The sequence below is a fragment of the Parviterribacter multiflagellatus genome (genome assembly GCF_056863265.1).
Map to the genome: position 1 here is coordinate 494,253 of NZ_JBXPIZ010000001.1, position 20,592 is coordinate 514,844.

The window sequence follows — 20,592 nt, forward strand, 5'->3', positions numbered from 1 at the left end:
CCGCGCATCATCCCTGCGCGGGCGGCGGATCCCACCCGAGCCGCGCGGCGATCTCGGCGTCCGTCGGCTCGCGGCCGAGCTCGGCGCGCAGGTCGGCCGTCGCCGCCTCCTTGACGCGGAGCAGGTGGCCGCCGGCGCCGACCGCCAGCGCGCCCCCGGCCGCCGACACCAGGACGTACGCGACGCTGCCCCGCAGGCCGAGGCGCGACGGCCACCGCGCGAGGTGGCAGACGTGGGGGAACAGGAGGTTCGCGCCGAACCGCCACGCCGCGTCCGACGCGATGCGGTGGCGTGGGCGCGAGAGGATCTCGTCGAGTCGCGTGTACGAGGGCCGGTCGGCGCTCATCCCGCGCTGAAGGCTTCCACGTCCGCCACCTCGTCTGCAAGGTCAGGGAGCGTCGCGCCGTCGAACGGGTCGACGGTGACGCGGCCCGCGCGAAGGGACCAGGTGGCGACCGCGAGGCCGTCGGCGACGACCGTCGCCCGGAGCGCGCCGCCGCCGGGGAAGACGCGCTTGGCGTGCGCCGGCGGGACGGCGAAGGCGCGGTCCTTCCAGCCGAGGAGGTAGGGGTCGAACGGCGGGAGGAGCCGCGGTGGGAGCGGGGCGCCGGGCGGCGGCTCGGGGGAGGGGGCGCCGGCCGCGGCGAGCCCCGCGCGGGCGTCGCGGAGCGGGAGGCCGGCCCAGGCCGCGAGGTCGGCGTCGGTCGCCGGGGCGTGGGCGGCGAGGTAGCGGCGGGCGAGCTCCGCCAGCGCCGCGTCGCGGTCCACGCGCGCGTCGACCTCCGCGTCGCCGAGCCAGCTGCGCGCGTGCGCGTACCGGTGCTCGCCGACGACCACGATCTCCCCGCGCAGCGCGGCTGCGCCGAGCAGGTGGGGGAGCGCCTGGCCCGCGGTCGGGATGCCCGCGGCGGCGAGCCGCGCGCCCAGCTCCTCCCGGCTGAGCGGGCCGTCGCCGGCGGTCGCGCGCGCGATGAGCGCCACGGCGCGGTCGACGTCGTCCGGCGCCACGCCGAGCTGCCCGAGCCGCCGCGCGCTCCCCGTCGCCTGCCGCGGCGCGGTCAGCGCGTGCAGCCAGGCCCAGTCCTCCGCGGCGACGGCGTGGAGCGTCCCACGCAGCAGCCAGCCGATCACCACCGACCGCTCCTCCAGCGCGGCGTCGAGGCCCTCCGCCGCCGACGACCGCGCCCGCACCGCCAGCCGCGCGCTGCGCAGCTCCTGCGCCTGCACGGCCAGCAGCGACCGCACGACGTCCACCGCGGCCCGGTCGCCGCGCTCCGCCAGCCCCTGCGCCACGACCCGGCCACGCCGCACCGTCGTCTCGTCCACGCGATGATCCTAGGCGTGCTGCGCATTCGGGACTTCCGCCTGCTGCTCTTCGGCCAGGGCATCTCCGTGCTCGGCGACCGCATGATCGTCGTCGCGCTCGCGTTCGCGGTGCTCGAGGTCGGCGGCAGCGCGAGCGAGGTCGGGCTCGTGCTGGCCGCCGCGACGGTCCCGCTCATCGCGTGCGTGCTGATCGGCGGCGTCTACGCCGACCGGTTCTCGCGGCGCCGCGTGATGATCGCCGCCGACGTCTTCCGGATCGCGACGCAGGGCACGATGGCGGCGCTGCTGATCGCGGGGAGCGCGGAGGTCTGGATGCTCGCGGCCCTCGCCGGGGCCACCGGCGCCGCGACCGGCTTCTTCAACCCGGCGTCGACCGGCCTGATGCCCGAGATCGCCCCGAAGGAGCGCCTGCAGGAGGCCAACGGCCTGCGCTCCACCGTCGTCGCGGGGGCGGAGCTGACCGGCCTCGTCGTGTCCGGCGCGCTGGTCGCGGCCGCCGGCGCCGGCTGGGCGATCGCCGTCGACGCCGCCACGTTCGCCGTCAGCGCCGCGTGCATCGCCGCGATCCGCCCGCCGGTCCGCGAGACGCGCGCGCCCGCGACGTTCTTCGCCGAGCTGCGCGAGGGCTGGCACGCGGTGCGCTCACGCCGCTGGCTGTGGACGGTCCTCGTCTACTTCGCGCTGGCGAACATGCTCTGGTCGGCGTGGGCGGCGCTCGGCCCCGTGGTCGCCGACCGCGACCTGGGCGGCGCGGACACCTGGGGCCTGATCCTCGGTGGGACCGCGGTCGGCTCCCTGCTCGGCGGGCTCGTCGCGACCCGCATCCATCCGTCGCGCCCGATCGTGCACGTCGCGCTGATGGAGGGGCTGTTCGTCCTGCCGATCGCCTTCCTGGCCGCCGCCGCGCCGGTCCCGCTGCTCGTCGTGGGCACGTTCCTCGGCGGCGTCGGCCTCGTGTTCGGGATGTCGGTGTGGGAGTCGACGCTCCAGCGCCACATCCCGGGTGACCAGCTCTCGCGCGTGGCCTCGTTCGACTGGTTCGTCTCGTCGACGTTCACCCCGGTGGGGCTGGCGATCTGGGGCCCGCTCGCGGCGCTCCTCGGGACACGCGAGGCGCTGTGGCTCGCGTTCGGCCTGCTGCTCGTCTCGATCGTCGTGCTGCTCAACGTGCAGGAGATCTGGAGCGTCCGCCCGTACGCGGAGGAGCCGGCCGAGCCCGCGCCGGTGCAGCCGGCCCATCAGCGCGCCTAGCGGCGACGCGACAACTCGAGGGGGGTCATCCCGGTCGGGCCCGCGACGACCGGTCATGAGCCCGAATCCTCTACGCCTCCTCGCACGTGGCGCCCTGGCCCTGGCCATGGTCGTCGCCGCGTGGTGCATGGCGGCCCCGATCGCGTCCGCCGCGCCGGTCACCGACCTCGCCATCCAGTCCGTCGCTGACGGCACCGCGCCCTTCGACGCGTCCGGCGGCCCCGGCGCCGACACCGACGCGTCCAACTCCGAGGTCCGCTCCTACGACACCGTCCGCTACGCGTGGGCGGTCAACGTCAACAGCTCCACCGGGAGCAGCGAGACGTTCGACGAGGTCGTCTTCACCCAGACGCTCCCGGCCGGCCTGACCTGGCCGGAGGCGAACGTCCCGGTCTACTGCCGCGGCACGGGCTGGGGCATCAGCAACGCCGGTCGAACCCTGCGCTGCGTCTACACGCCGCCGGGAGGGACCGGCAACACCGGCACGACGCTCAACTTCACGCTGTCGGCGCTCGCCGGCGGTGAGCCGGACGGGACGGTCGTCACCGCCGACCCCGGCTCGACCTCGGTCACCGTCAGCTCCGGCGGCTCGGCGTCGCCCGCCGACACCGCGACGGCGCCGCCGCTCACCATCCGCTCGCGCCCGTTCCTCGACATGGTCAAGCGCACCCCGTCGGCGAGCATCGCCCCGAGCGGCGACCCGCGCGGCCCCGGCTACTACCTCAACTACACGATCGCACTGCAGGTCCCGCCGGACCGCCAGAGCACGTACGGCCGCCGCGGCTTCCTGATGCCGCAGGCCCCGGTCACCTTCACCGACGACCTGTCCGGCGTCAGCGCGGGCGCCCAGTTCGTCTCGTGCAGCGGCGCGGCGACGTGCGCCGCGGGCGCCGGCCAGACGGTCGACGTGACGTTCTCGAGCCTCCCGGCCGATCCCGCCACCGATGGCGCGGTCGCGAGCGGGACGCTGCGCGTGTTCGTGCCCAAGGCCGACGTCGACGCCGACGCCGACGGCAACCTCAACACCGTCAACACGCTGACCGACCTCCAGGCCGAGGCGCCCGCCGCGGGCGGCGGCACGGTCCCGTCGACCGGCGACCAGCTCCCCAACAACACCGTCTCGTACAACCTGATCACGGTCGGCGGCGCGGGGAACGCCGGCTTCAACAAGCGCTATCTGGCGGCCGACGGCTCGCTGCTGCCCACGCAGACGAGCGCCAACGACGGCAACGGCCAGGTCCAGAACGGCCAGACGCTGCTCTCCGAGCTGCGCATCAGCAACAACTCGGCCACCGCGCCGGTGCCCGCGCCCGCCGTCTGCGACGTGTGGGACAACACCCGCGTCCACCTGTCGGCCGACGGCCCCGGCCCGGCCGCCCACGGCGGCGCCCCCGTGTGGGCGCAGTCCGTCCCATCCGGCTGGACCGCGGGCGACGACTACGTGATCGAGTACGGCACCCAGGCCACGGTCACCGGCACCGACGCCGACCGCTGGACCGCGCTGCGCGGGCGGAGCGCCTGCACCGACGGCAGTGACACGTGGACGACCACGCCGCCGTCCGACCTGTCGATCGTCACGAAGGTCCGCGTCCGGCTGCTCGCCGACCTCCCGCCGGCCGCGGGCACGGTCGTCTTCCGCGTCAACCTCGAGATCGACCACGGCACCGATGGCGACCTGGTCGCCAACTTCCTCGGCACCCGCGTCGGCACGGCGTGGTCGGCCAGCACCTACCAGCCGTCCACCAACGCCAACAACCAGCGCGGCGACCGCGTCCGCACCAACGGCGTGACCGTCCGCGTCCGCAAGCGCGCGATCGACCCGATGGTCTCGTTCGGCTCCCCGGCGCAGATCGTCGCCGGCGGGCCGGTGCGGTTCGAGCTGACGCCGACCGTCACCGCGCTCGACATCGGCACGGGCGCGCCCGTCGCGACGGACGTCGTGGTGCGCGACCGGCTCCCGCTCGGCCTCACGTACGACGCCAGCAAGCCGACCACGCCCGGCGCGATCACGCCGGTGGTGACGACCGACGGCAGCGGCCGGCAGGTCCTCACGTGGACGATCCCGACGATGACGAAGGGGAGCGAGCCCACGCTGACGTTCTGGGCCAGCTCCGCCGCGACGGCGATCGGCAACCGCGTCAACGAGGTGATCGTCGACAGCCGCGAGGACGTCGGCGGCCTGGACGCGTTCCCCGGCACGCCGGGCGCCGACCAGCACTACTCGACCCAGACGGTGACGCTCCAGTCGCCGGGCGGCGTGCGGATCTCCAAGGCCGCGCTGCAGAGCGTCGTCGAGCCGCTCGACGCGCTCGCGTTCCGGATCGACTACGCGAACCTGACCGCGACGACCGCCGCGAACGTCGACATCATCGACGTGCTGCCGTTCGCCGGTGACGGGACGCCCGTCGGCGCGATCCCGGGCCGCACGCCCGCGACCGACCGCCACGGCACGCTGCCGATCGCCGAGGTCGAGGTGAGCGCGGGGGAGACCGTGCGCTACACCGACGCGCCGGCCGCCGCCGTGTACCCCTCGAGCGACCCGGCGACCACCGTCGACGCCGACTACGGCCGCCTGCCGGCCGGCAAGAGCTGGTGCCTGCCGGCGGACTTCGGCACGGCCGGCTGCCCGGACGAGCTGGCGGACGCGACCGCGTACCGCGTGAGCCGCGCGTCGCTGCCGAGCGGCGAGAGCGGCTCGATCACGCTGCGGCTCGCGCCGAAGGGCAACCGCTCGGGCGACGTGTACTCCAACACCGCCGCGATCCGCTACGGCAGCGGCAACCTGGGCGCGCTGTCGAACGTGGCCACCAGCCGGGTCGTCGCCAGCACGATCGGCGACCTCGTGTGGGAGGACCGCGACCGCGACGGCACGCAGGACGCCGGTGAGCCGCCGCTCGCCGACGTGCGCGTGACGCTGTCGGGCAAGGACAAGCACGACCGGGACATCGCGGTCGAGACGCGCACGGACGCCGACGGGCACTACCGGTTCACGTCGTCCTCGCAGGCCGGCCAGGACGCCGGCGTGGTGGACCTCGTCAGCGGCACGTACACGGTGACCTTCCACCGTGACGGCCTGCCGGAGGGCACGGAGTTCACGGTCCCGAACGCGGGGGCCGCGACCGACGCGACCGACTCGGACGCCGACCCGGACACGGGCCGCGCGTCGGCGACGATGCCCGACCCGGCGCCGACCGGCGTGGACGGGGAGGACCTGACGGTCGACGCGGGCATCGTGCTCGGCACGCCCGCGCCGCCGACCCCGCCGACCACCCCGGAGGAGCCCAAGCCGCAGCCGCAGACGCCGCAGCCCACGCCGCCGGCGACGCCGGACGGGGCGAACGACACGGGCGTGCTGCCGGCGAGCGGCACCGTGGCCCGGCCGGCCGCGCGCCTGGCCGTGTCCAAGCGCGCCGGGAAGACGACGGTCGTCGCGGGCCGCAGCGTGCGGTACACGATCGTCGTCCGCAACACGGGCGGCACCACCGCCCGCGGCGTCGAGGTGTGCGACACGCCGGGCGCGGGCCTCACGCTCGGGAAGGTGCCGCGCGGCGCCCGGCTGAGCGGCGGCCGGCTGTGCTGGCGGGTCGGCGACCTGAAGGCCGGTGCGCGCCGCACGCTCACCGTGACGATGCGGACCGTCCGCGCGGACCGCGAGCGGCGGCTGACCAACACCGTCCGCGCGACCGCGCGCGGCGTGGCGGCGGCGCAGGCCACCGCGCGGGTCCGCGCGACGGCCTCGCCCGACAGCGGCGTCCTTCCGGCGGCCGGGGTCACCGGGTGACCCGGAGCCGCCGCACGAGCCTGGTCGCGGTGGCGTGTGCCACCGCGGCCGGGGGAGCCGCCCCGACCCTCCCTGCCGGGGCGGCCGCCTCTACCACCCCGGTCGGGGCGGCATCTGCCGCCCCGGCCGGCGGCGGGGCCGACAACCTCGCCCGCGTCATCGCCACCACCGAGGCCCGCAGCGCGCCCGGCGCGCGGGCCGGCCGGCGACTCGCCGTCCTGAAGCCGCTCGCGCCGCTCGGCGGCGGCGCCACGCAGCTGCGCGTCGTCGGCCGCCGCACCGTCGGCGACCGCACGTACCTGCGCGTGCTGCTGCCCCAGCGCCCCAACGAGGTCAAGGGCTGGATCCCCGCCGACCGCGTGCAGACCGCCCGCACCCGCTACGCGGTGCTCGTCGACCGCCGCGCGCGCCGTCTCACGGTCACGCTTGGCGGGCGGCGCGTGCTGATGACGCGCGTCGTCGTCGGCGCGCCCGCGAGCCCGACGCCGGCGGGCCGCTTCGCCATCTCGGAGGAGCTGCCGGGCCGCGCCGACGCCTTCACGGGCCGCTGGGTGCTGCCGATCACCGCGTTCTCCGGGACCTACCGCCAGTTCGCGGGCGGTCCGGGCCGCGTGGCGATCCACGGCCGCGGGGGCGCCAGCCTGCGCGATCCGCTCGGCACGGCCGCCTCCCACGGGTGCATCCGGGTCAGCAACGCGACGGTGGCGTGGCTCGCCCGGACGCTGCAGCCCGGCGTCCCCGTGACGATCCGGTGACCGGTGCATCGCATGGGAACTGGAACCGCGCCGTGCCATACTGGCCCGCCGATGGGACGTGCGCGGGGGAGCCACGTGTCCGCCGCGCAGGATGCGCAGAGGACGCTGGCCCAGGACTACGAGCGCCTGAAGGGCGAAACGCTCCGGACGGTGTCCGGGAAGCTGCGCGGCAGCTCGTTGTCCGTGCCCGAAGCCGACCTGGAGGGCTACTACAACCAGGCCTGGCACGCGCTGTACGACAGGATGGTCGCCGGGGTGGAGATCACCTCGACGGTCGGCTTCCTGGTCGAGGTCTCGTACCGCCGCGCGCTGGATGACGTCCGACGTATGCGCCCGGGCGACCATCAGGACGTCGACGCCGCCGAGCACGCCGTGGCCGAGGACGATCTCGTCGACCGCCTCGACGACCGCCGCCGCCTGCGCGAGCTGGTCGAAGGGCTGCGCAGCGAGCTCGGCGAGCGCGAGCGGATCGCGGCGAGCCTCTGCTACCTGCACGGCTACACGCGGCCGCAGGCGGCCGAGCTCATGGGGCTGCGGCCGTCGCGCATGAAGAAGGTGATGGACGAGGTCTCCAAGACGCTCGGCCGCCTGACGCGCGAGATCGAGGCGGGGACGCGCTGCGATGCGCGCGTCTCGACCACCAAGGCCTACGCGCTCGGCCTGCTCGACCCGGACGGCCCGCGGTACCGCGAGGCGCGCGCCCACATCGACGCCTGCTCGGGCTGCCGCGTGGACGTGCTGCGGATGCGCGGTCTCGCCGTCGTGGCGCCGGCGCCGCTGCTGCCGTGGGGCCTCGCGATCGCCGCCGGCGGCGGGGCTGCCGGTGGGGGAGCGGACGCCGTGCGGCCGCGCCGCCGGCCCCGGCGACCGTCGCGCTCCACCGCCACCGCGGGCGTTGCTGCGGCCGTGGCCGTCGTCGCTGCGTCGGCGTGGGGGCTGAGCGGCGGGGAGGACCCGCCCGACCGTGCCGTCGTGGCGCCGCCGCCGGTCGCGACGGCCGGAGCGGGTGGGAGCGCCGCCACGCCTGCCGCGCCGCAGCAGGACGCGTCGGAGCGCGCCGCGGAGCCGGCGAAGGGCGAGGCCAAGCCGACGAAGGCGAAGAAGCCGCGCGCGGCCGCGAAGCGCAAGGCGAAGGCCCGTGCCGCCGCCGCCCCGGTGACGCCCGAGCCCGTGGCGACGACGCCGGTGGCGACGCCCGAGCCCGCGCCCGTCACCCCGGCGCCCGCGCCGACGCCCGAGCCGGAGCCCGCCTCCGCGCCCGCCGCGACGGCCGCGGTCGACGAGTCGGGCACGCAGGAGTTCGGGGTGGAGCGATGAGCGCCGTACGCCTCGCGCTGGCCGCGCTCGCGGCCACGCTGCTCCTCCCGGCGCTCGCCCCGGCGCCCGCGAGCGCCGGCTCCTACACGGTCTGGTCGTGTCGCGGCCCGGCCGGGGAGCCGCTCACCGGCGCCGCGTGGGTGCCGTACGGGACCGCGACCAGCCCCGGCTCACGCGTCGACTCGTGCGCGACCGGCGGCGCGCTGACGGTGGCGCTCACCGCGGCGTCCGCCGACCGGCAGCCCGGCGCCGAGACCGGCTTCCGCCTCCTGCTCCCGCAGACCGTCACCCCGCTGCGCTACCGCGTCGAGATGGCGGCCCGCGCGACCTCGGCCAGCATGCCGCCCACGCACTACGACCTCGGCCTCGGCGTGGGGTCGGAGTCGCTGGACGCGGGCGTCGGCACCGAGTGCACGACGCTGACGTCGGACTGCACGTTCGGGACGTTCGCCGAGCCGCTCGCGCCGGCCAACGTCGTCACCGACACGCTCGCGCCCGGCGACGTGCTGCGCTTCAAGGCGATCTGCCACAGCACGATGCCGTGCACGCCGGGCGCCGGCGACCCGCCGGTGCTGGGGCAGCTCTTCCGCGCCGCCGTCGAGCTCGACGACCCCGCCGCGCCGCAGGTCGGCGCCGTCAGCGGATCGATCGCGGCGGCAGGCGCCGTCGGCGGCGTCCGCTCCGTCGTCGCCGACGCGACCGACGTGGGCGGCGGCGTGCACCGCACCGAGCTGCTCGTCGACGGCGCCGTGCGCGACGCCCGCGACGGCACCGGCCGGTGCGCCAGCCCGTACACCGCGGCGCAGCCCTGCCCGGACGCCGGGCGCGCCGCGTTCGACCTCGACACGCGGCAGCTGGCCGACGGCCCGCACACCGTCGTCGTGCGGGCGATCGACGCGGGCGGCAACGCCTCCGAGTCCGCCCCGCTCAGCGTCATGGTCGACAACCGGCCGCCCGCGCCGGTCGTCGTGACGGTGCCCGGCCCGCCGCAGGCGCCCGCCGGCGGCGCGCCGCCGTCGCTCGACGGCGCGCGGCTCGTGCTGCCCACGCGCCGCTCGGCCACCGCCGGCACGCGGGTGAGCGGCACGCTGCTCGGGGCCGACGGCGGTCCGCGCGCCGGCGTGAGCGTCCGCTTCGAGCGCCGGCCCTTCGGCGGCGACGCCGACGACTGGGAGCCGATCGGCACGCCGGCCGTCACCGGCGCCGACGGCCGCTTCCGGCTGCCGGTCGTCCGCGAGTCGGGCGAGGTGCGCGCGGTCGCCGGCAGCGCCGAGACGGCCACGACGGTCGCGTTCGTCGCCCCGCTGAAGGTGCGCGCCCGCGCTGCGGACCGGACGCTGCGCAACGGCTCGAGGTTCACGCTGAACGCCACGGTCAGCGGCGACGGCGGGGCGTTCGCCGGCCGCGAGGCGCTCGTGCAGTCCCGCGTCGAGGGGCGCTGGCGCACGGTCGACTCCGCGCGGGTCGCGGCGAGCGGCAAGGTCCGCTGGACCTACCGCTTCACGTCCACGCGCAGGACCGCGCGGTACCGCTTCCGCATCGTCCTGGCGAAGGTCCCGCGGCTCCCGTGGTCGCAGGTCCGCAGCGGCGTGGTGACCGTGCTCGTCCGGGGGCGGTGAGCGTGCGCGCGCAGCGCCTGCTCGCCGCCGCGCTCGTGGCGGCGTGCACCGCTCTGGCGGCGCTCGCGCCGGCGGCGCACGCCGACCGCGCGTTCACCCAGCGCTTCGGCGAGAACCTCCGCGGCGACATCACGCTCGCGGCGAACACGTCGGTCACGTGCGCCCCGAGCGTGGCCGACTGCGCCGCGCGCCAGGCCGGCACGGCCGCCAGCAACGACAACGGCGGCTTCCTGCCCGCGTTCGTCGACGTCGACGGCGACGTGACGACGTTCGCCTCCTCGCAGGCCGACCTCACGGTCCCGGCCGGCGCGACCGTCCGGTTCGCCGGGCTCTACTGGGGCGGCCGCCCGCGCCTGCAGCCGACCGGCGGGACGATCGCGGTGACGCCGGCGCAGTTCGGCGAGGTCAAGCTCCGCCCGCCCGGCGCGGCCGCCTACCAGCCGATCACCGCCTCGCAGGTCGACCAGGTCGTCTTCGGCACCAACGGCAACGAGAACTGGCAGGGGTTCGCGGACGTGACGTCGATCGTCCAGGCCGCCGGCTCGGGCACCTACACGGTCGCCGACCTGCAGATCGAGGGCGTCCGCAACACGACGAACGGGTCGTGGGGCGGCTGGACGCTCGTCGTCGCCTACGCGGACGCCACCCAGCCGTACCGCAACCTCGCGGTCTTCGACGGCCTCCGGCCCGTGCAATCGGGCGGCTCGACCGTCGACATCCCGCTCAGCGGCTTCGAGACGCCGCCCGCGCCGGCCGACGTGCGGACGACGATCGGCTTCATGACGTACGAGGGCGACCGGGGGAGCACCGGCGACAGCGCGCGGCTCATCCAGGGCGCGACGCAGACGGTGCTGACCGACGCGGCGACGCCGGCGAACAACTTCTTCAACAGCGCGATCGCGCGCGGCGGCGTCGACGTGGGGGACCGGCTCCCCGCCTACCCGAACCAGATCGGCTACGACAGCAAGCTGCTGCGGACGACGAACGTGCTGCAGAACAGCACGACGTCCGCGACGATCCGCGTCTCGACGGGCGGCGACGGCATCGCGCCGGGCATGATCTCGGCGGCGACGGACCTGTTCACGCCGCGCGTCGACGTCGTCAAGACCGTGCGCAACGTCGACCGCCCCGGCCAGCCGCCGGCGCCGGGGGAGACGCTCGAGTACGAGCTGCAGTCGAGCAACGCGCCGACGACCGCCGCGGACCCCGTCGACACCGCCGAGGCGCTCGTGCTCGAGGACGCGATCCCCGCGAACACGACCTACGTGCCCGGCTCGCTCACGGTCACCGCCGGCCCGGGCGCGCCCTCGACGCCGACCGACGGCGCTGGGGACGACGCCGCCGAGCACGACGCCGGCGCGAACCGCGTGCGCTTCCGCCTCGGCAGCGGCGCGACCGCCGGGACGGGCGGGAGCCTCGCGCCGGGCGCCGCGACCACCGTGCGCTTCCGCGTGCGGGTCGGCAGCGGCGTCGCCGACGGCACCCAGATCGCCAACGACGCGACGGTCGACGTGCGCGGCGCCTCCAGCGGCATCGTCGAGCAGGAGCGCTCCAACACGGTGACGTCGACCGTCGTCGTGCCCGCGGACCTCGCGCTCACCAAGACCGGGCCGGCCGAGGTGGAGCCGGGCGCGCCGGTGAGCTGGACGCTCACGCTCCGCAACGACGGCGACGCCACGAGCGGCGCCGCGACCGTCGTCGACGACGTGCCCGCCGCGTACACCGGCGTCGCGACGACGACGCCCGGGTGCACGGTCGCGGGGAACCAGGTGACCTGCGCCGCCGGCCCGCTGGCGCCGGGTGCGTCGGCGCCGATCGCGATCACCGCGAACGCCCCGGCCACGACCGGGACGTGCGCGACGAACACCGCGACGGTCACGGCGGCCGGCGACGGCGACGCCTCGAACGACAGCGCGTCGGCCGAGACGTGCACGCGCGCCGCGCAGGCGGACGTGCGGATCGCGAAGACCGTCATGACGAGCACCGTCCGCCCCGGCCAGCCGGTCGGCTACACGCTCACCGTGTCCAACCACGGCCCGGACGCCGCGCAGGCCGTCACCGTGACCGACTCCGCCACGCCGCAGGTGCCGCTGACGTCCGCGACGCCGAGCCAGGGCACGTGCGCGACGCCGAGCAGCTGCGCGCTGGGGACGGTCGCCGCCGGGCAGGTCGTGACGATCGCCGTGGCCGCCACCGCGACGGTGCCGGGGACCTTCGGGAACACCGCGCGCGTCACGACCACGACGCCCGACCCCGACCCGTCGAACGACGTCGACAGCGCGAACGTCGTGGTGCAGCCGGAGGCCGACCTGCGCCTCGCCATGGCCGTCAGCGCCACGACGGTGTCGGCGGGCGACGCGTTCACCTACACCATCGCGGTCACCAACGACGGGCCGTCGACCGCGCCCGACGCCGTGGTCACCGACGCCCTGCCCGCGGGCGTCCGGCTCGTCTCCGCGCAGACCACGCGCGGCACGTGCACGGACGCCGACCCGGTCGTCTGCCGGCTCGGCGACCTCCCGGCCGGCGCGTCGGTGACGATCACGCTCCGCGCCACCGCGACCGTGGACGGCGCGCCGGTCAACACCGCGGTGGCGGCGAGCGCGGCGCACGACCCCGACCCCGCGAACAACCAGGACAGCACGCCCCTGACGGCCAAGCCGCGCGCGGACGTGACGCTCACCAAGACCGCCGCCAGCGACGTCGCGGCGCTCGGCGGGGCGGTCGTCTACACGCTCGTCGCCCGCAACGACGGCCCGAGCGCGGCGCCCGGCGTCGTCGTGACCGACCAGCTCCCCGACGGCCTGACGCTCGAGTCCGTCGCGACCACCGCGGGCACCTGCACCGGCGCTCCGGCGGTCGTCTGCCGCGTCGGCACGCTCGGGAAGGGCGAGCACGCGACGATCACGCTGACCGCGCGCGCCGGCAAGACCGGCCGCGCCGCCAACACCGCCAGCGTGACGAGCGAGGTGCCCGACGCCGACGCGGACGACAACGTCCCGACCGCGGCCGTCGAGATCACCGAGCACGCCGACCTCGCGATCGCCAAGACCGCCAGCGCGGCGTCGGCCGAGCGCGGCGACACGGTGATCTACCGCGTCGAGGTCACGAACCGCGGGCCCGGCCCGGCGGCGAACGTCGTGATGACCGACGTCGTGCCCGCCGGGATGCGGGTCGCGTCGGTCGAGCCCTCGGCGGGCACGTGCTCCGGCACGCAGACCGTGACGTGCGCGCTCGGCGATCTGCCGGGCGGCGCGACCGCGGTCATCCGCATCGCCACCGTCGCCGAGCAGCCGGGCTCCACCCGCAACGTCGCGACGGTGACGAGCCCGACCCGCGACCCGCAGGCCGCCAGCAACCGGAGCGAGACCGCGCTCACGACGAGCTCCGCGGACCTCGCGATCCGCAAGACCGCCTCGCAGCGCAAGGCCGTCAGGCTGGGGGACACGCTCACCTACACGATCACCGTGACCAACTCTGGCGCCGCGCGGGCCCGGGGCGTCGTCGTCACGGACCCGACGCCGGCGGCGCTCGACGTCACCTCGGCCAAGGCGAGCGCGGGGACGTGCGAGGTCGGCCGCCGCGCGGTCGTCTGCCGCCTGGGCGACGTCCCCGGACGCACGACGCGGAAGGTCGTCGTGACCGCGCGGGCCGCCCGGCCCGGCACGGTCCGCAACGCCGCCAGCGTCGCCGCGCAGACGCCGAGCGACCCGGTGGCGGCCAACGACGTCGCGTCCGCGAGCGTGCGCGTCCAGCCGCGCCAGGCGAAGGTGTCGCTGCGCAAGACCGCTTCGCGCGACGCGGCCCGGCCCGGCGAGCTCGTCCGGTACGCGCTGACGGTGCGCAACCGCGGCGGGCAGACGGCGCACGGGGTCCGCGTCTGCGACGAGCTCCCGCGCGGGCTGGCGTTCGTCCGCCACCCGGGCGCGAAGCTGCGCGCCGGCAGCGCGTGCTGGACGGTGAAGACGCTCGCGCCGGGCAAGAGCCGGCGGTTCTCGGTCGTCGCGCGCGTGCTCGCGGGCGCCTCCGGGCGGCTGACGAACGTCGCGCGCATCAGCGGCACGAACGTCGTCGCGGGCCGCGCGGCGGCGGGCCTGCGCCGGGTCGGCGGGGCCGACCGTGCGGGCGGCGTGACGGGCTAGGCGTCGGGCTGCTCGGCGGGGCACCAGTACGTGGTGCGCCCGCCGACGGTCTCGCGCCGCAGCTCGGCGCCGCACGACGGGCAGACCCCGCCGCGCACGCGCGCTGGGATCAGCCGGCCGGTGTGGACGCCGCCCTTCGCGATCGCGTCGCGGTTGGCCGCGCGGACGTGCTTGCGCAGGGTGTCCAGCTCGTCGTCCGACAGCGAGCCCGCGGGCCGCACGGGTGAGAGCCCGGCGCGCCACAGCGCCTCGTCCGCGAGCAGGTTGCCGACGCCCGCGATCACGCCCTGGTCCATGATGCGCGCCTTCAGCGGCGCGTCGCCGCGGCCCACGCGCGCGCGGAACTCGTCGCGCGACACCAGCGCCGCGTCCGGGCCCAGCGTCGACAGGTCCGGGTCGAGCCGCACCCGCCCGAGCCGCCGCTTGTCGCGCAGCGTCAGACGCCCGCCGTCCTCGAACTCGAGCGTGAAGCGGTCCCACACCGGATGGCGGGTCGGGCCGCCGACGTACGGCGCGGGGTCCCCGGCGAACGCGTCGTCGACCACGATCTGGCCGGCCATCCCGAGGTGGAGGCCGAGGTCGGGGCCGTCGTCGCCGGTCTCGACCCACATCGACTTGCCGATCCGCTGCGCGCTGGTCAGCGACCGGCCGATCAGCGCGGTGGAGATCTCCCCCGGCGCGTGGGGACGGCAGACGTAGGTGTCGGTGTCGTCGACCGCGACGATCCGCCGCCCGAGCGCACGCTCGGCGATCAGCGACCGTGCGCGCTCCACCTCGGGCAGCTCGGGCACGGCTCCGAGACTACGACCGGCGCGCGGCCAGGAACGCGCCGAGCACCGCCGCGCTCCCGCGCCCGAGCGTCACCGGCGGCAGGTGCGGATCGAACCAGCCGACCTCGCTGATCTCGATCGGGTCGTACGCCTCGCGCGCGCCCGCGGGCATCCGCGCCGCGAAGTACGAGAGGTGCTCGTGCTTGAAGTCCCAGTCGCCGTCGACCGCGCCGACCGCCTCCACCGCGACGTCGAGCCCGACCTCCTCGCGCAGCTCGCGCGCCGCCGCGACGGGCGTCGGCTCGCCCCGCTGGATCCACCCGCCGGGGAAGTCCCACCGCGCCCGGTCGCCGTACGTGTGGCGGATGAGCAGCACGCGACCGGTGTCGTCGGACACGACGATCATCACGCCCCGCACCTCGGGGCGCCGCACGAGCGCGTAGAGCTGGAGGCCCCGGTACGCGACGCGGTAGCCGAGGCGGAGCAGCGCCGCCGACCGGGGCCGGCGGCGCAGCGATCCGAGCAGCAGCTCAGGAGGCGTCGGCCGCCACCTCGAGCCCGGCGGCCCGGCCGGCCTGCGCGATGCGCTCGGCCATCTTGCGGTTCGCCTCGTCGATCATCTCGCCGTCGAACATCGCGGCGCCGCGGCCGCCCGCGTCCGCCGCCTCGGCGTACGCGGCCAGCATCTTCTCCGCCCGCGAGTACTCCTCGACCGACGGCGTGAAGACCTCGTTCACCGTCGCGATCTGCGCCGGGTGGATCGTCCACTTGCCGTCGAGGCCGAGCGCGCGGGCCAGGCGGGCGCGCGTGCGCAGGCCCTCCTCGTCCTTGAACGCCGCGTACGGCCCGTCGATCGCCTGGATGCCGGCGGCGCGCGCCGCGACGACCAGCCGCGAGTACAGGTAGTTCAGGTGGTCGCCGGGATAGCCCTCGGGCGTCCCGCCGATCGTCGTGATCGGGATGCCGATCGCCGCGCTGTAGTCGCCCGGGCCGAAGATCAGCGTCTCCATCCGCGGCGACGCGGTGGCGATCTGCTCGCACGCGATCAGGCCCTTGGCGTCCTCGATCTGCGCCTCGATGCCGATCCGCCCGACCTCCCAGCCCTTCGCCAGCTCGATCTGGGTCAGGAGCTTGTCGGTCATCTCGACGTCGCCGGGCGTCTGGACCTTCGGCAGCATCACCGCGTGGATCCGCTGCCCGGCGTGCTCGACCACGTCGATGAGGTCGCGGTAGTAGTACGGCGTGTCGGTGCCGTTGACGCGGTAGACGACGGTCATCCGCTCGGGGAACTCGAGGCTGTTGAGCGCCTCGATCACCTTCCCGCGCGCGGCCTCCTTCTCGGACTGCGCGACGGCGTCCTCGAGGTCGAGGAAGACCTGGTCGGCGTCGAGCCCGGGGGCCTTGCTCAGGAACTTCTCGTTGGAGCCCGGGACCGCGTGGCAGGTGCGCCGCGGACGCTGGTGCTGGGTGCTCACGCAGCCGACCCCGAGAAGCCGTACGCCTCGGCCAGGTCGGCGTCCTTGCGCGCGAGCATCTCGGCCAGGTCGACCATGACCTTCGACTGCTTCCAGGTCGCGTCGTCCTGCATCTTGCCGTCGATCATGTGCACGCCGCGGCCGTCCGGGATCGCCTCGATGACCTTCTTCGCCCACGCGACCTCCTCCGGGTCGGGGGAGAAGACCTTCTTCGCGATGCCGATCTGGACCGGGTGCAGCGACCACGTGCCGACGCAGCCGAGGATGAACGCGGCGCGGAACTGCGCCTCGCAACCGACGGTGTCCTTGATGTCGCCGTACGGGCCGTAGAACGGGAGGATGCCGGCGGCCGTGCACGCGTCCACCATGCGGGCGAGCGTGTAGTGCCAGGGGTCCTGCATGTACGACGTGCGCGGATCGGTGACCTCGGCGCCCGGCGCCGGGTCCTCGATCGTGCGGTAGCCCGGGTGGCCGCCGCCGACGCGCGTGGTCTTCATGCGGCGCGACGCGGCCAGGTCCGCCGGGCCGAGCGACATGCCCTGCATGCGCGGCGAGGCGTTCGCGATCTCCTCCACGCGGGCGACGCCGCGGCCGGTCTCCAGCAGCGCGTGCACGAGGATCGGGCGCGTGACGCCGTGCTTGGCCTCGAGCTGCGCGAGCAGCCGGTCGACGTAGTGGATGTCCTCCGGCCCCTCGACCTTCGGGACCATGATCACGTCGAGCTTGTTGCCGATGTTCGCGACCAGCTCGGTGAGGTCGTCGAGCACCCACGGCGACTCGAGCGAGTTGCACCGCGTCCACAGCTGCGTGTCGCCCAGGTCGAGCTCGGCGCCGACCTTGATCAGCCCCGCGCGCGCGGCCTCCTTGCGGTCGGCCGGGACGGCGTCCTCGAGGTTCCCGAGGAGGATGTCCACCGTCGGTGCGATGTCCGGCGCCTTGGCGACCATCTTCTCGTTCGAGAAGTCGAGGAAGTGGATCATCCGGGACGGGAGGACCGGGATCTCACGGAGCGGTTCAGGTGCGTCGATGGCGAGCGGCTTGAAGAAGTCACGTGCGTGGCGCATGAGGCTCCTGACACTACGCAAAGTTGGCTTGACACCGCGTTGATCCGCGGGTCAACGAGCTCCTCAGTACGGCGCGCGGAGGCCCGTGAACATCGGGTAGCGGGCCGGGTCGCGGGTGAGGAGGTCGGCGCCGAGGCGCTGCGCGGTGGCCGCCACGACGTAGTCCACGGAGGGGATCGCGTCGCCGTAGCGCAAGGCCAGGTCCGCCGCTGCGTTGGCGATCTCGTGGTCCACCGCGATCCAGTCCAGCAGCAGGTCGACCGCCTCGACGGCGGGCCGCGCGCTCTCGCCGAGGCCGCGGCGCAGCTCGATCCGCGTCAGCACGCTGCCGGTCAGGCGCCGGCCGGACGCCAGCGCGTCGTCGAACGCGCGCGTGGCACCCGGGTTCGCGCGCAGGTGGTCGAGGAGCAGCGTGGTGTCCACGACGTAGGTCACAGGCGGCCCTCCTGGTCGCCGTCGAGGAACGCCGCGTCACGGGCCGCGGCGCCGTTGCCGTCGAGCGCGCCGGCCGTCTCGTGGAGCAGCCGCCGCTTCTCCTCCAACGACAGGTCCGCGCCATAAGCTCGGTCCACGGCCCTGCGGACCAGCTCCGCGAGCGACGCGCCTGTACGTTCCGACTCCCTCCGGAGACGCTCGTACTGCCGGTCGGCCAACGTGATCTGCATCCGATGGGCCATGATGTAACCCTACATCGCCCTACAGCGAAGGAGCCCGCTGAAACGATGAGCACTACCACTGACGGATTCACGACCGACCAGGCCGAGCGCGAGGCGTCCGGCGGACACCAGTACGGCCGCTACTTCGAGGAGTTCGAGGAGGGCGCGGTCTACAAGCACTGGCCCGCGAAGACGGTCACCGAGGGGGACGACCACCTCTTCTGCCTCCTGACGATGAACCACCACCCGCTGCACATCAACGACGTGTACGCGTCGCAGTCGCAGCAGGGCAAGAACGTCGTCGTCGGCCCGTACGTCTACTCGCTCGCCCTGGGCATGTCCGTCTCGGACATCTCCGGCAAGGCGATCGCGAACCTCGCGACGGAGTCCCTGTCGCACCCGAACCCGGTCTTCCACGGCGACACGCTGTTCGCCGAGACGGAGGTCCTGGAGAAGAAGGCGTCGCGCTCGAAGCCCGATCGCGGCACGGTCAAGGTCCACACCCGGGTCCTGAACCAGGACGGCACCCTCGTGGCGGAGTTCAAGCGCCTCGTGCTGGTGCCCAAGAAGAACCCCGGTTCCTGATTAGATGCCCGGATTCGGAGCAACTCTGGGAGTGAGACCGTGAGCACCACGACTGTCCCGACCACGCACGCCAAGCTGCTCGCCTGGGTCGACGAGATGGCCCAGCTCACGCAGCCGGTAGACGTGCACTGGTGCGACGGCTCGGCGGAGGAGTACGACGCGCTCTGCAAGCTGCTCGTGGAGCACGGGACGTTCCGCAGGCTCTCGGACGCCAAGCGGCCGAACAGCTACCTGGCGTGGTCGGATCCCAGCGACGTGGCCCGCGTCGAGGACCGCACGTTCATCTGCTCCGAGAAGCAGGAGGACGCCGGCCCGACGAACAACTGGGAGGACCCGCAGAAGATGCGGGCGACCCTCGAGCCGCTGTTCAAGGGCTCGATGAAGGGCCGCACGATGTACGTGATCCCGTTCTCGATGGGCCCGCTGGGCTCGGACAAGAGCGAGATCGGCGTCCAGGTCACCGACTCGGCGTACGTCGCGGTGTCGATGCGGATCATGACCCGCATGGGCAAGAAGGCCCTGGACGTGCTCGGCGCGGACGGCGACTTCGTCCCGTGCGTCCACACGATCGGCGCGCCCCTGGAGGAGGGGGCGGCGGACGTCGCGTGGCCGACCAACGCGGACACGAAGTACATCGTCCACTACCCCGAGACGCGCGAGATCTGGTCGTACGGCTCGGGCTACGGCGGCAACGCGCTGCTGGGCAAGAAGTGCCTGGCGCTCCGGATCGCCTCGGTCATCGCCCGCGACGAGGGCTGGATGGCCGAGCACATGCTCATCCTCAAGCTCACCTCGCCGGAGGGCAAGGTCAAGTTCATCACCGGCGCGTTCCCGAGCGCGTGCGGCAAGACGAACCTGGCGATGCTCATCCCGTCGATCGAGGGCTGGAAGGTCGAGACGGTCGGCGACGACATCGCGTGGATGAAGTTCGGCGACGACGGCCGGCTCTACGCGATCAACCCCGAAGCCGGCCTGTTCGGCGTCGCCCCGGGCACGGGTCACGACACGAACGAGAACGCCATCGAGGCGGTCAAGTCGAACGCCATCTTCACCAACTGCGCGCTCACCGACGACGGTGACGTGTGGTGGGAGGGGCTCACCGACGACCCGCCGGCGCACGCCATCGACTGGCACGGCCAGGACTGGACGCCGGAGAGCGACCATCCGGCCGCGCACCCGAACGCCCGGTTCACCGTCTCCGCCGCGCAGGCGCCGACGATGGCGCCGGAGTGGGAGGACCCGACCGGCGTCCCGATCGACGCGTTCCTGTTCGGCGGCCGCCGTGCGACGGCGGTGCCGCTCGTGCGGGAGTCGTTCGACTGGAACCACGGCGTGTTCCTCGGCGCGACGATGTCGTCGGAGATGACGGCGGCGGCCTTCGGCACCGTCGGTCAGCTCCGGTTCGACCCGTTCGCCATGCTGCCGTTCTGCGGCTACAACATGGCCGACTACTTCCAGCACTGGCTGGACATCGGCGCCAAGGGCGACAGCGCGAAGCTCCCGAAGATCTTCTACGTCAACTGGTTCCGCAAGGACGACGACGGGAAGTTCCTCTGGCCGGGCTTCGGCGAGAACTCGCGCGTCCTCGAGTGGGTCTTCCGCCGCTGCGACGGCGAGGGCCAGGCGGTCGAGACGCCGATCGGCCTCGTGCCGGCGGAGGACGACCTCGACCTCGAGGGCCTCTCGCTCTCCGACGACGCGCTCCACCAGCTCCTGACGGTGGATCCGGAGTCGGTCAAGGCCGAGCTCCCGCAGGTCAAGGAGCACCTCGCCAAGTTCGGCGAGCGGCTGCCCGCGGAGATCACGCGGCAGCTCGACGCGCTGGAGGATCGCCTCCACGCCTGACGCGTC

16 protein-coding genes and 1 pseudogene are annotated in these 20,592 nt (G+C 74.8%); 8 read left to right on the forward strand and 9 right to left on the reverse strand.

Features of this window, described 5'->3' with window-relative positions; genetic code table 11:
- Positions 1 to 7 precede the first annotated feature (7 nt).
- Together AC1UE5_RS02180 and AC1UE5_RS02185 are read right to left on the reverse strand one after the other, a co-directional pair.
- On the reverse strand, positions 8 to 346 hold the full coding sequence (locus AC1UE5_RS02180) for a sigma-70 domain-containing protein (RefSeq protein WP_482920421.1): 339 nt from the start codon (positions 344 to 346) through the stop codon (positions 8 to 10).
- Positions 343 to 1,326 (reverse strand): winged helix DNA-binding domain-containing protein, encoded by a 984-nt coding sequence (locus tag AC1UE5_RS02185; RefSeq protein ID WP_482920422.1) that lies wholly within the window; start codon positions 1,324 to 1,326, stop codon positions 343 to 345. Before AC1UE5_RS02185 ends, AC1UE5_RS02180 begins: the two co-directional genes overlap by 4 nt.
- A 15-nt stretch (positions 1,327 to 1,341) precedes the next feature.
- Here AC1UE5_RS02185 and AC1UE5_RS02190 point away from each other — a divergent pair, with 15 nt between their 5' ends.
- The 6 genes from AC1UE5_RS02190 (at position 1,342) to AC1UE5_RS02215 (ending at position 14,191) form a co-directional block, all read left to right on the forward strand.
- Positions 1,342 to 2,577: an MFS transporter gene (locus AC1UE5_RS02190; RefSeq protein ID WP_482920423.1), complete on the forward strand. Its 1,236-nt coding sequence runs from the start codon at positions 1,342 to 1,344 to the stop codon at positions 2,575 to 2,577.
- 106 nt (positions 2,578 to 2,683) lie between these two features.
- Positions 2,684 to 6,358, forward strand: coding sequence for an SdrD B-like domain-containing protein (locus tag AC1UE5_RS02195; RefSeq protein WP_482920424.1), 3,675 nt, complete (start codon positions 2,684 to 2,686; stop codon positions 6,356 to 6,358).
- Positions 6,355 to 7,113, forward strand: a complete 759-nt coding sequence (locus AC1UE5_RS02200; protein WP_482920425.1) for a L,D-transpeptidase — start codon at positions 6,355 to 6,357, stop codon at positions 7,111 to 7,113. The genes AC1UE5_RS02195 and AC1UE5_RS02200 overlap by 4 nt, the downstream gene beginning before the upstream one ends.
- Before the next feature lie 51 nt (positions 7,114 to 7,164).
- Positions 7,165 to 8,430 (forward strand): sigma-70 RNA polymerase sigma factor region 4 domain-containing protein, encoded by a 1,266-nt coding sequence (locus AC1UE5_RS02205; RefSeq protein ID WP_482920426.1) that lies wholly within the window; start codon positions 7,165 to 7,167, stop codon positions 8,428 to 8,430.
- Positions 8,427 to 10,049, forward strand: a complete 1,623-nt coding sequence (locus AC1UE5_RS02210) for an Ig-like domain-containing protein (protein ID WP_482920427.1) — start codon at positions 8,427 to 8,429, stop codon at positions 10,047 to 10,049. The genes AC1UE5_RS02205 and AC1UE5_RS02210 overlap by 4 nt, the downstream gene beginning before the upstream one ends.
- Entirely contained in the window at positions 10,046 to 14,191 is a 4,146-nt protein-coding gene (locus AC1UE5_RS02215) for a CLIPPER-2 domain-containing protein (protein WP_482920428.1), read from the forward strand. Before AC1UE5_RS02210 ends, AC1UE5_RS02215 begins: the two co-directional genes overlap by 4 nt.
- Here AC1UE5_RS02215 and AC1UE5_RS02220 read toward each other — a convergent pair.
- The 7 genes and pseudogenes from AC1UE5_RS02220 to AC1UE5_RS02250 form a co-directional block, all read right to left on the reverse strand.
- Positions 14,188 to 14,982 carry an Fpg/Nei family DNA glycosylase gene (locus AC1UE5_RS02220; RefSeq protein WP_482920429.1) on the reverse strand — a complete coding sequence of 265 codons (795 nt, stop codon included), beginning with the start codon at positions 14,980 to 14,982 and terminating at the stop codon, positions 14,188 to 14,190. The genes AC1UE5_RS02215 and AC1UE5_RS02220 overlap by 4 nt on opposite strands.
- A gap of 10 nt (positions 14,983 to 14,992) precedes the next feature.
- Positions 14,993 to 15,394, reverse strand: a complete 402-nt coding sequence (locus tag AC1UE5_RS02225; protein ID WP_482920430.1) for an NUDIX hydrolase — start codon at positions 15,392 to 15,394, stop codon at positions 14,993 to 14,995.
- Positions 15,395 to 15,491: 97 nt separating this feature from the next.
- On the reverse strand, positions 15,492 to 16,436 hold the full coding sequence (locus tag AC1UE5_RS02230) for an HpcH/HpaI aldolase/citrate lyase family protein (protein ID WP_482920431.1): 945 nt from the start codon (positions 16,434 to 16,436) through the stop codon (positions 15,492 to 15,494).
- Complete coding sequence (locus AC1UE5_RS02235; protein WP_482920432.1) at positions 16,433 to 17,500, reverse strand: HpcH/HpaI aldolase/citrate lyase family protein; 1,068 nt, start codon at positions 17,498 to 17,500, stop codon at positions 16,433 to 16,435. The genes AC1UE5_RS02230 and AC1UE5_RS02235 overlap by 4 nt, the downstream gene beginning before the upstream one ends.
- A gap of 63 nt (positions 17,501 to 17,563) precedes the next feature.
- Positions 17,564 to 17,935 (reverse strand): type II toxin-antitoxin system VapC family toxin, encoded by a 372-nt coding sequence (locus tag AC1UE5_RS02240; RefSeq protein WP_482920433.1) that lies wholly within the window; start codon positions 17,933 to 17,935, stop codon positions 17,564 to 17,566.
- Positions 17,932 to 18,072 carry a hypothetical protein gene (locus AC1UE5_RS02245; protein ID WP_482920689.1) on the reverse strand — a complete coding sequence of 47 codons (141 nt, stop codon included), beginning with the start codon at positions 18,070 to 18,072 and terminating at the stop codon, positions 17,932 to 17,934. Before AC1UE5_RS02245 ends, AC1UE5_RS02240 begins: the two co-directional genes overlap by 4 nt.
- A gap of 6 nt (positions 18,073 to 18,078) precedes the next feature.
- Positions 18,079 to 18,177 (reverse strand): annotated as a pseudogene (locus AC1UE5_RS02250) (hypothetical protein); the annotation flags it as partial.
- Between the two features lie 45 nt (positions 18,178 to 18,222).
- On the opposite strand from AC1UE5_RS02250, the gene AC1UE5_RS02255 reads away from it, so the two are divergent.
- Together AC1UE5_RS02255 and AC1UE5_RS02260 are read left to right on the forward strand one after the other, a co-directional pair.
- The gene (locus tag AC1UE5_RS02255; RefSeq protein ID WP_482920434.1) at positions 18,223 to 18,741 is read left to right on the forward strand and encodes a MaoC family dehydratase; all 519 of its coding nucleotides are present in this window, start codon (positions 18,223 to 18,225) and stop codon (positions 18,739 to 18,741) included.
- Positions 18,742 to 18,780: 39 nt separating this feature from the next.
- Positions 18,781 to 20,586: a phosphoenolpyruvate carboxykinase (GTP) gene (locus AC1UE5_RS02260; RefSeq protein ID WP_482920435.1), complete on the forward strand. Its 1,806-nt coding sequence runs from the start codon at positions 18,781 to 18,783 to the stop codon at positions 20,584 to 20,586.
- Positions 20,587 to 20,592: the final 6 nt, after the last annotated feature.

Bases quoted from the DNA above. Each gene is read 5' to 3' on its own strand.
- AC1UE5_RS02180 (WP_482920421.1), bottom strand. From the start codon at position 346: ATGAGCGCCGACCGGCCCTCGTACACGCGACTCGACGAGATCCTCTCG.
- AC1UE5_RS02195 (WP_482920424.1), top strand. From the start codon at position 2,684: ATGGTCGTCGCCGCGTGGTGCATGGCGGCCCCGATCGCGTCCGCCGCG.
- AC1UE5_RS02205 (WP_482920426.1), top strand. From the start codon at position 7,165: ATGGGACGTGCGCGGGGGAGCCACGTGTCCGCCGCGCAGGATGCGCAG.
- AC1UE5_RS02235 (WP_482920432.1), bottom strand. From the start codon at position 17,500: ATGCGCCACGCACGTGACTTCTTCAAGCCGCTCGCCATCGACGCACCT.
- AC1UE5_RS02210 (WP_482920427.1), top strand. From the start codon at position 8,427: ATGAGCGCCGTACGCCTCGCGCTGGCCGCGCTCGCGGCCACGCTGCTC.
- AC1UE5_RS02255 (WP_482920434.1), top strand. From the start codon at position 18,223: ATGAGCACTACCACTGACGGATTCACGACCGACCAGGCCGAGCGCGAG.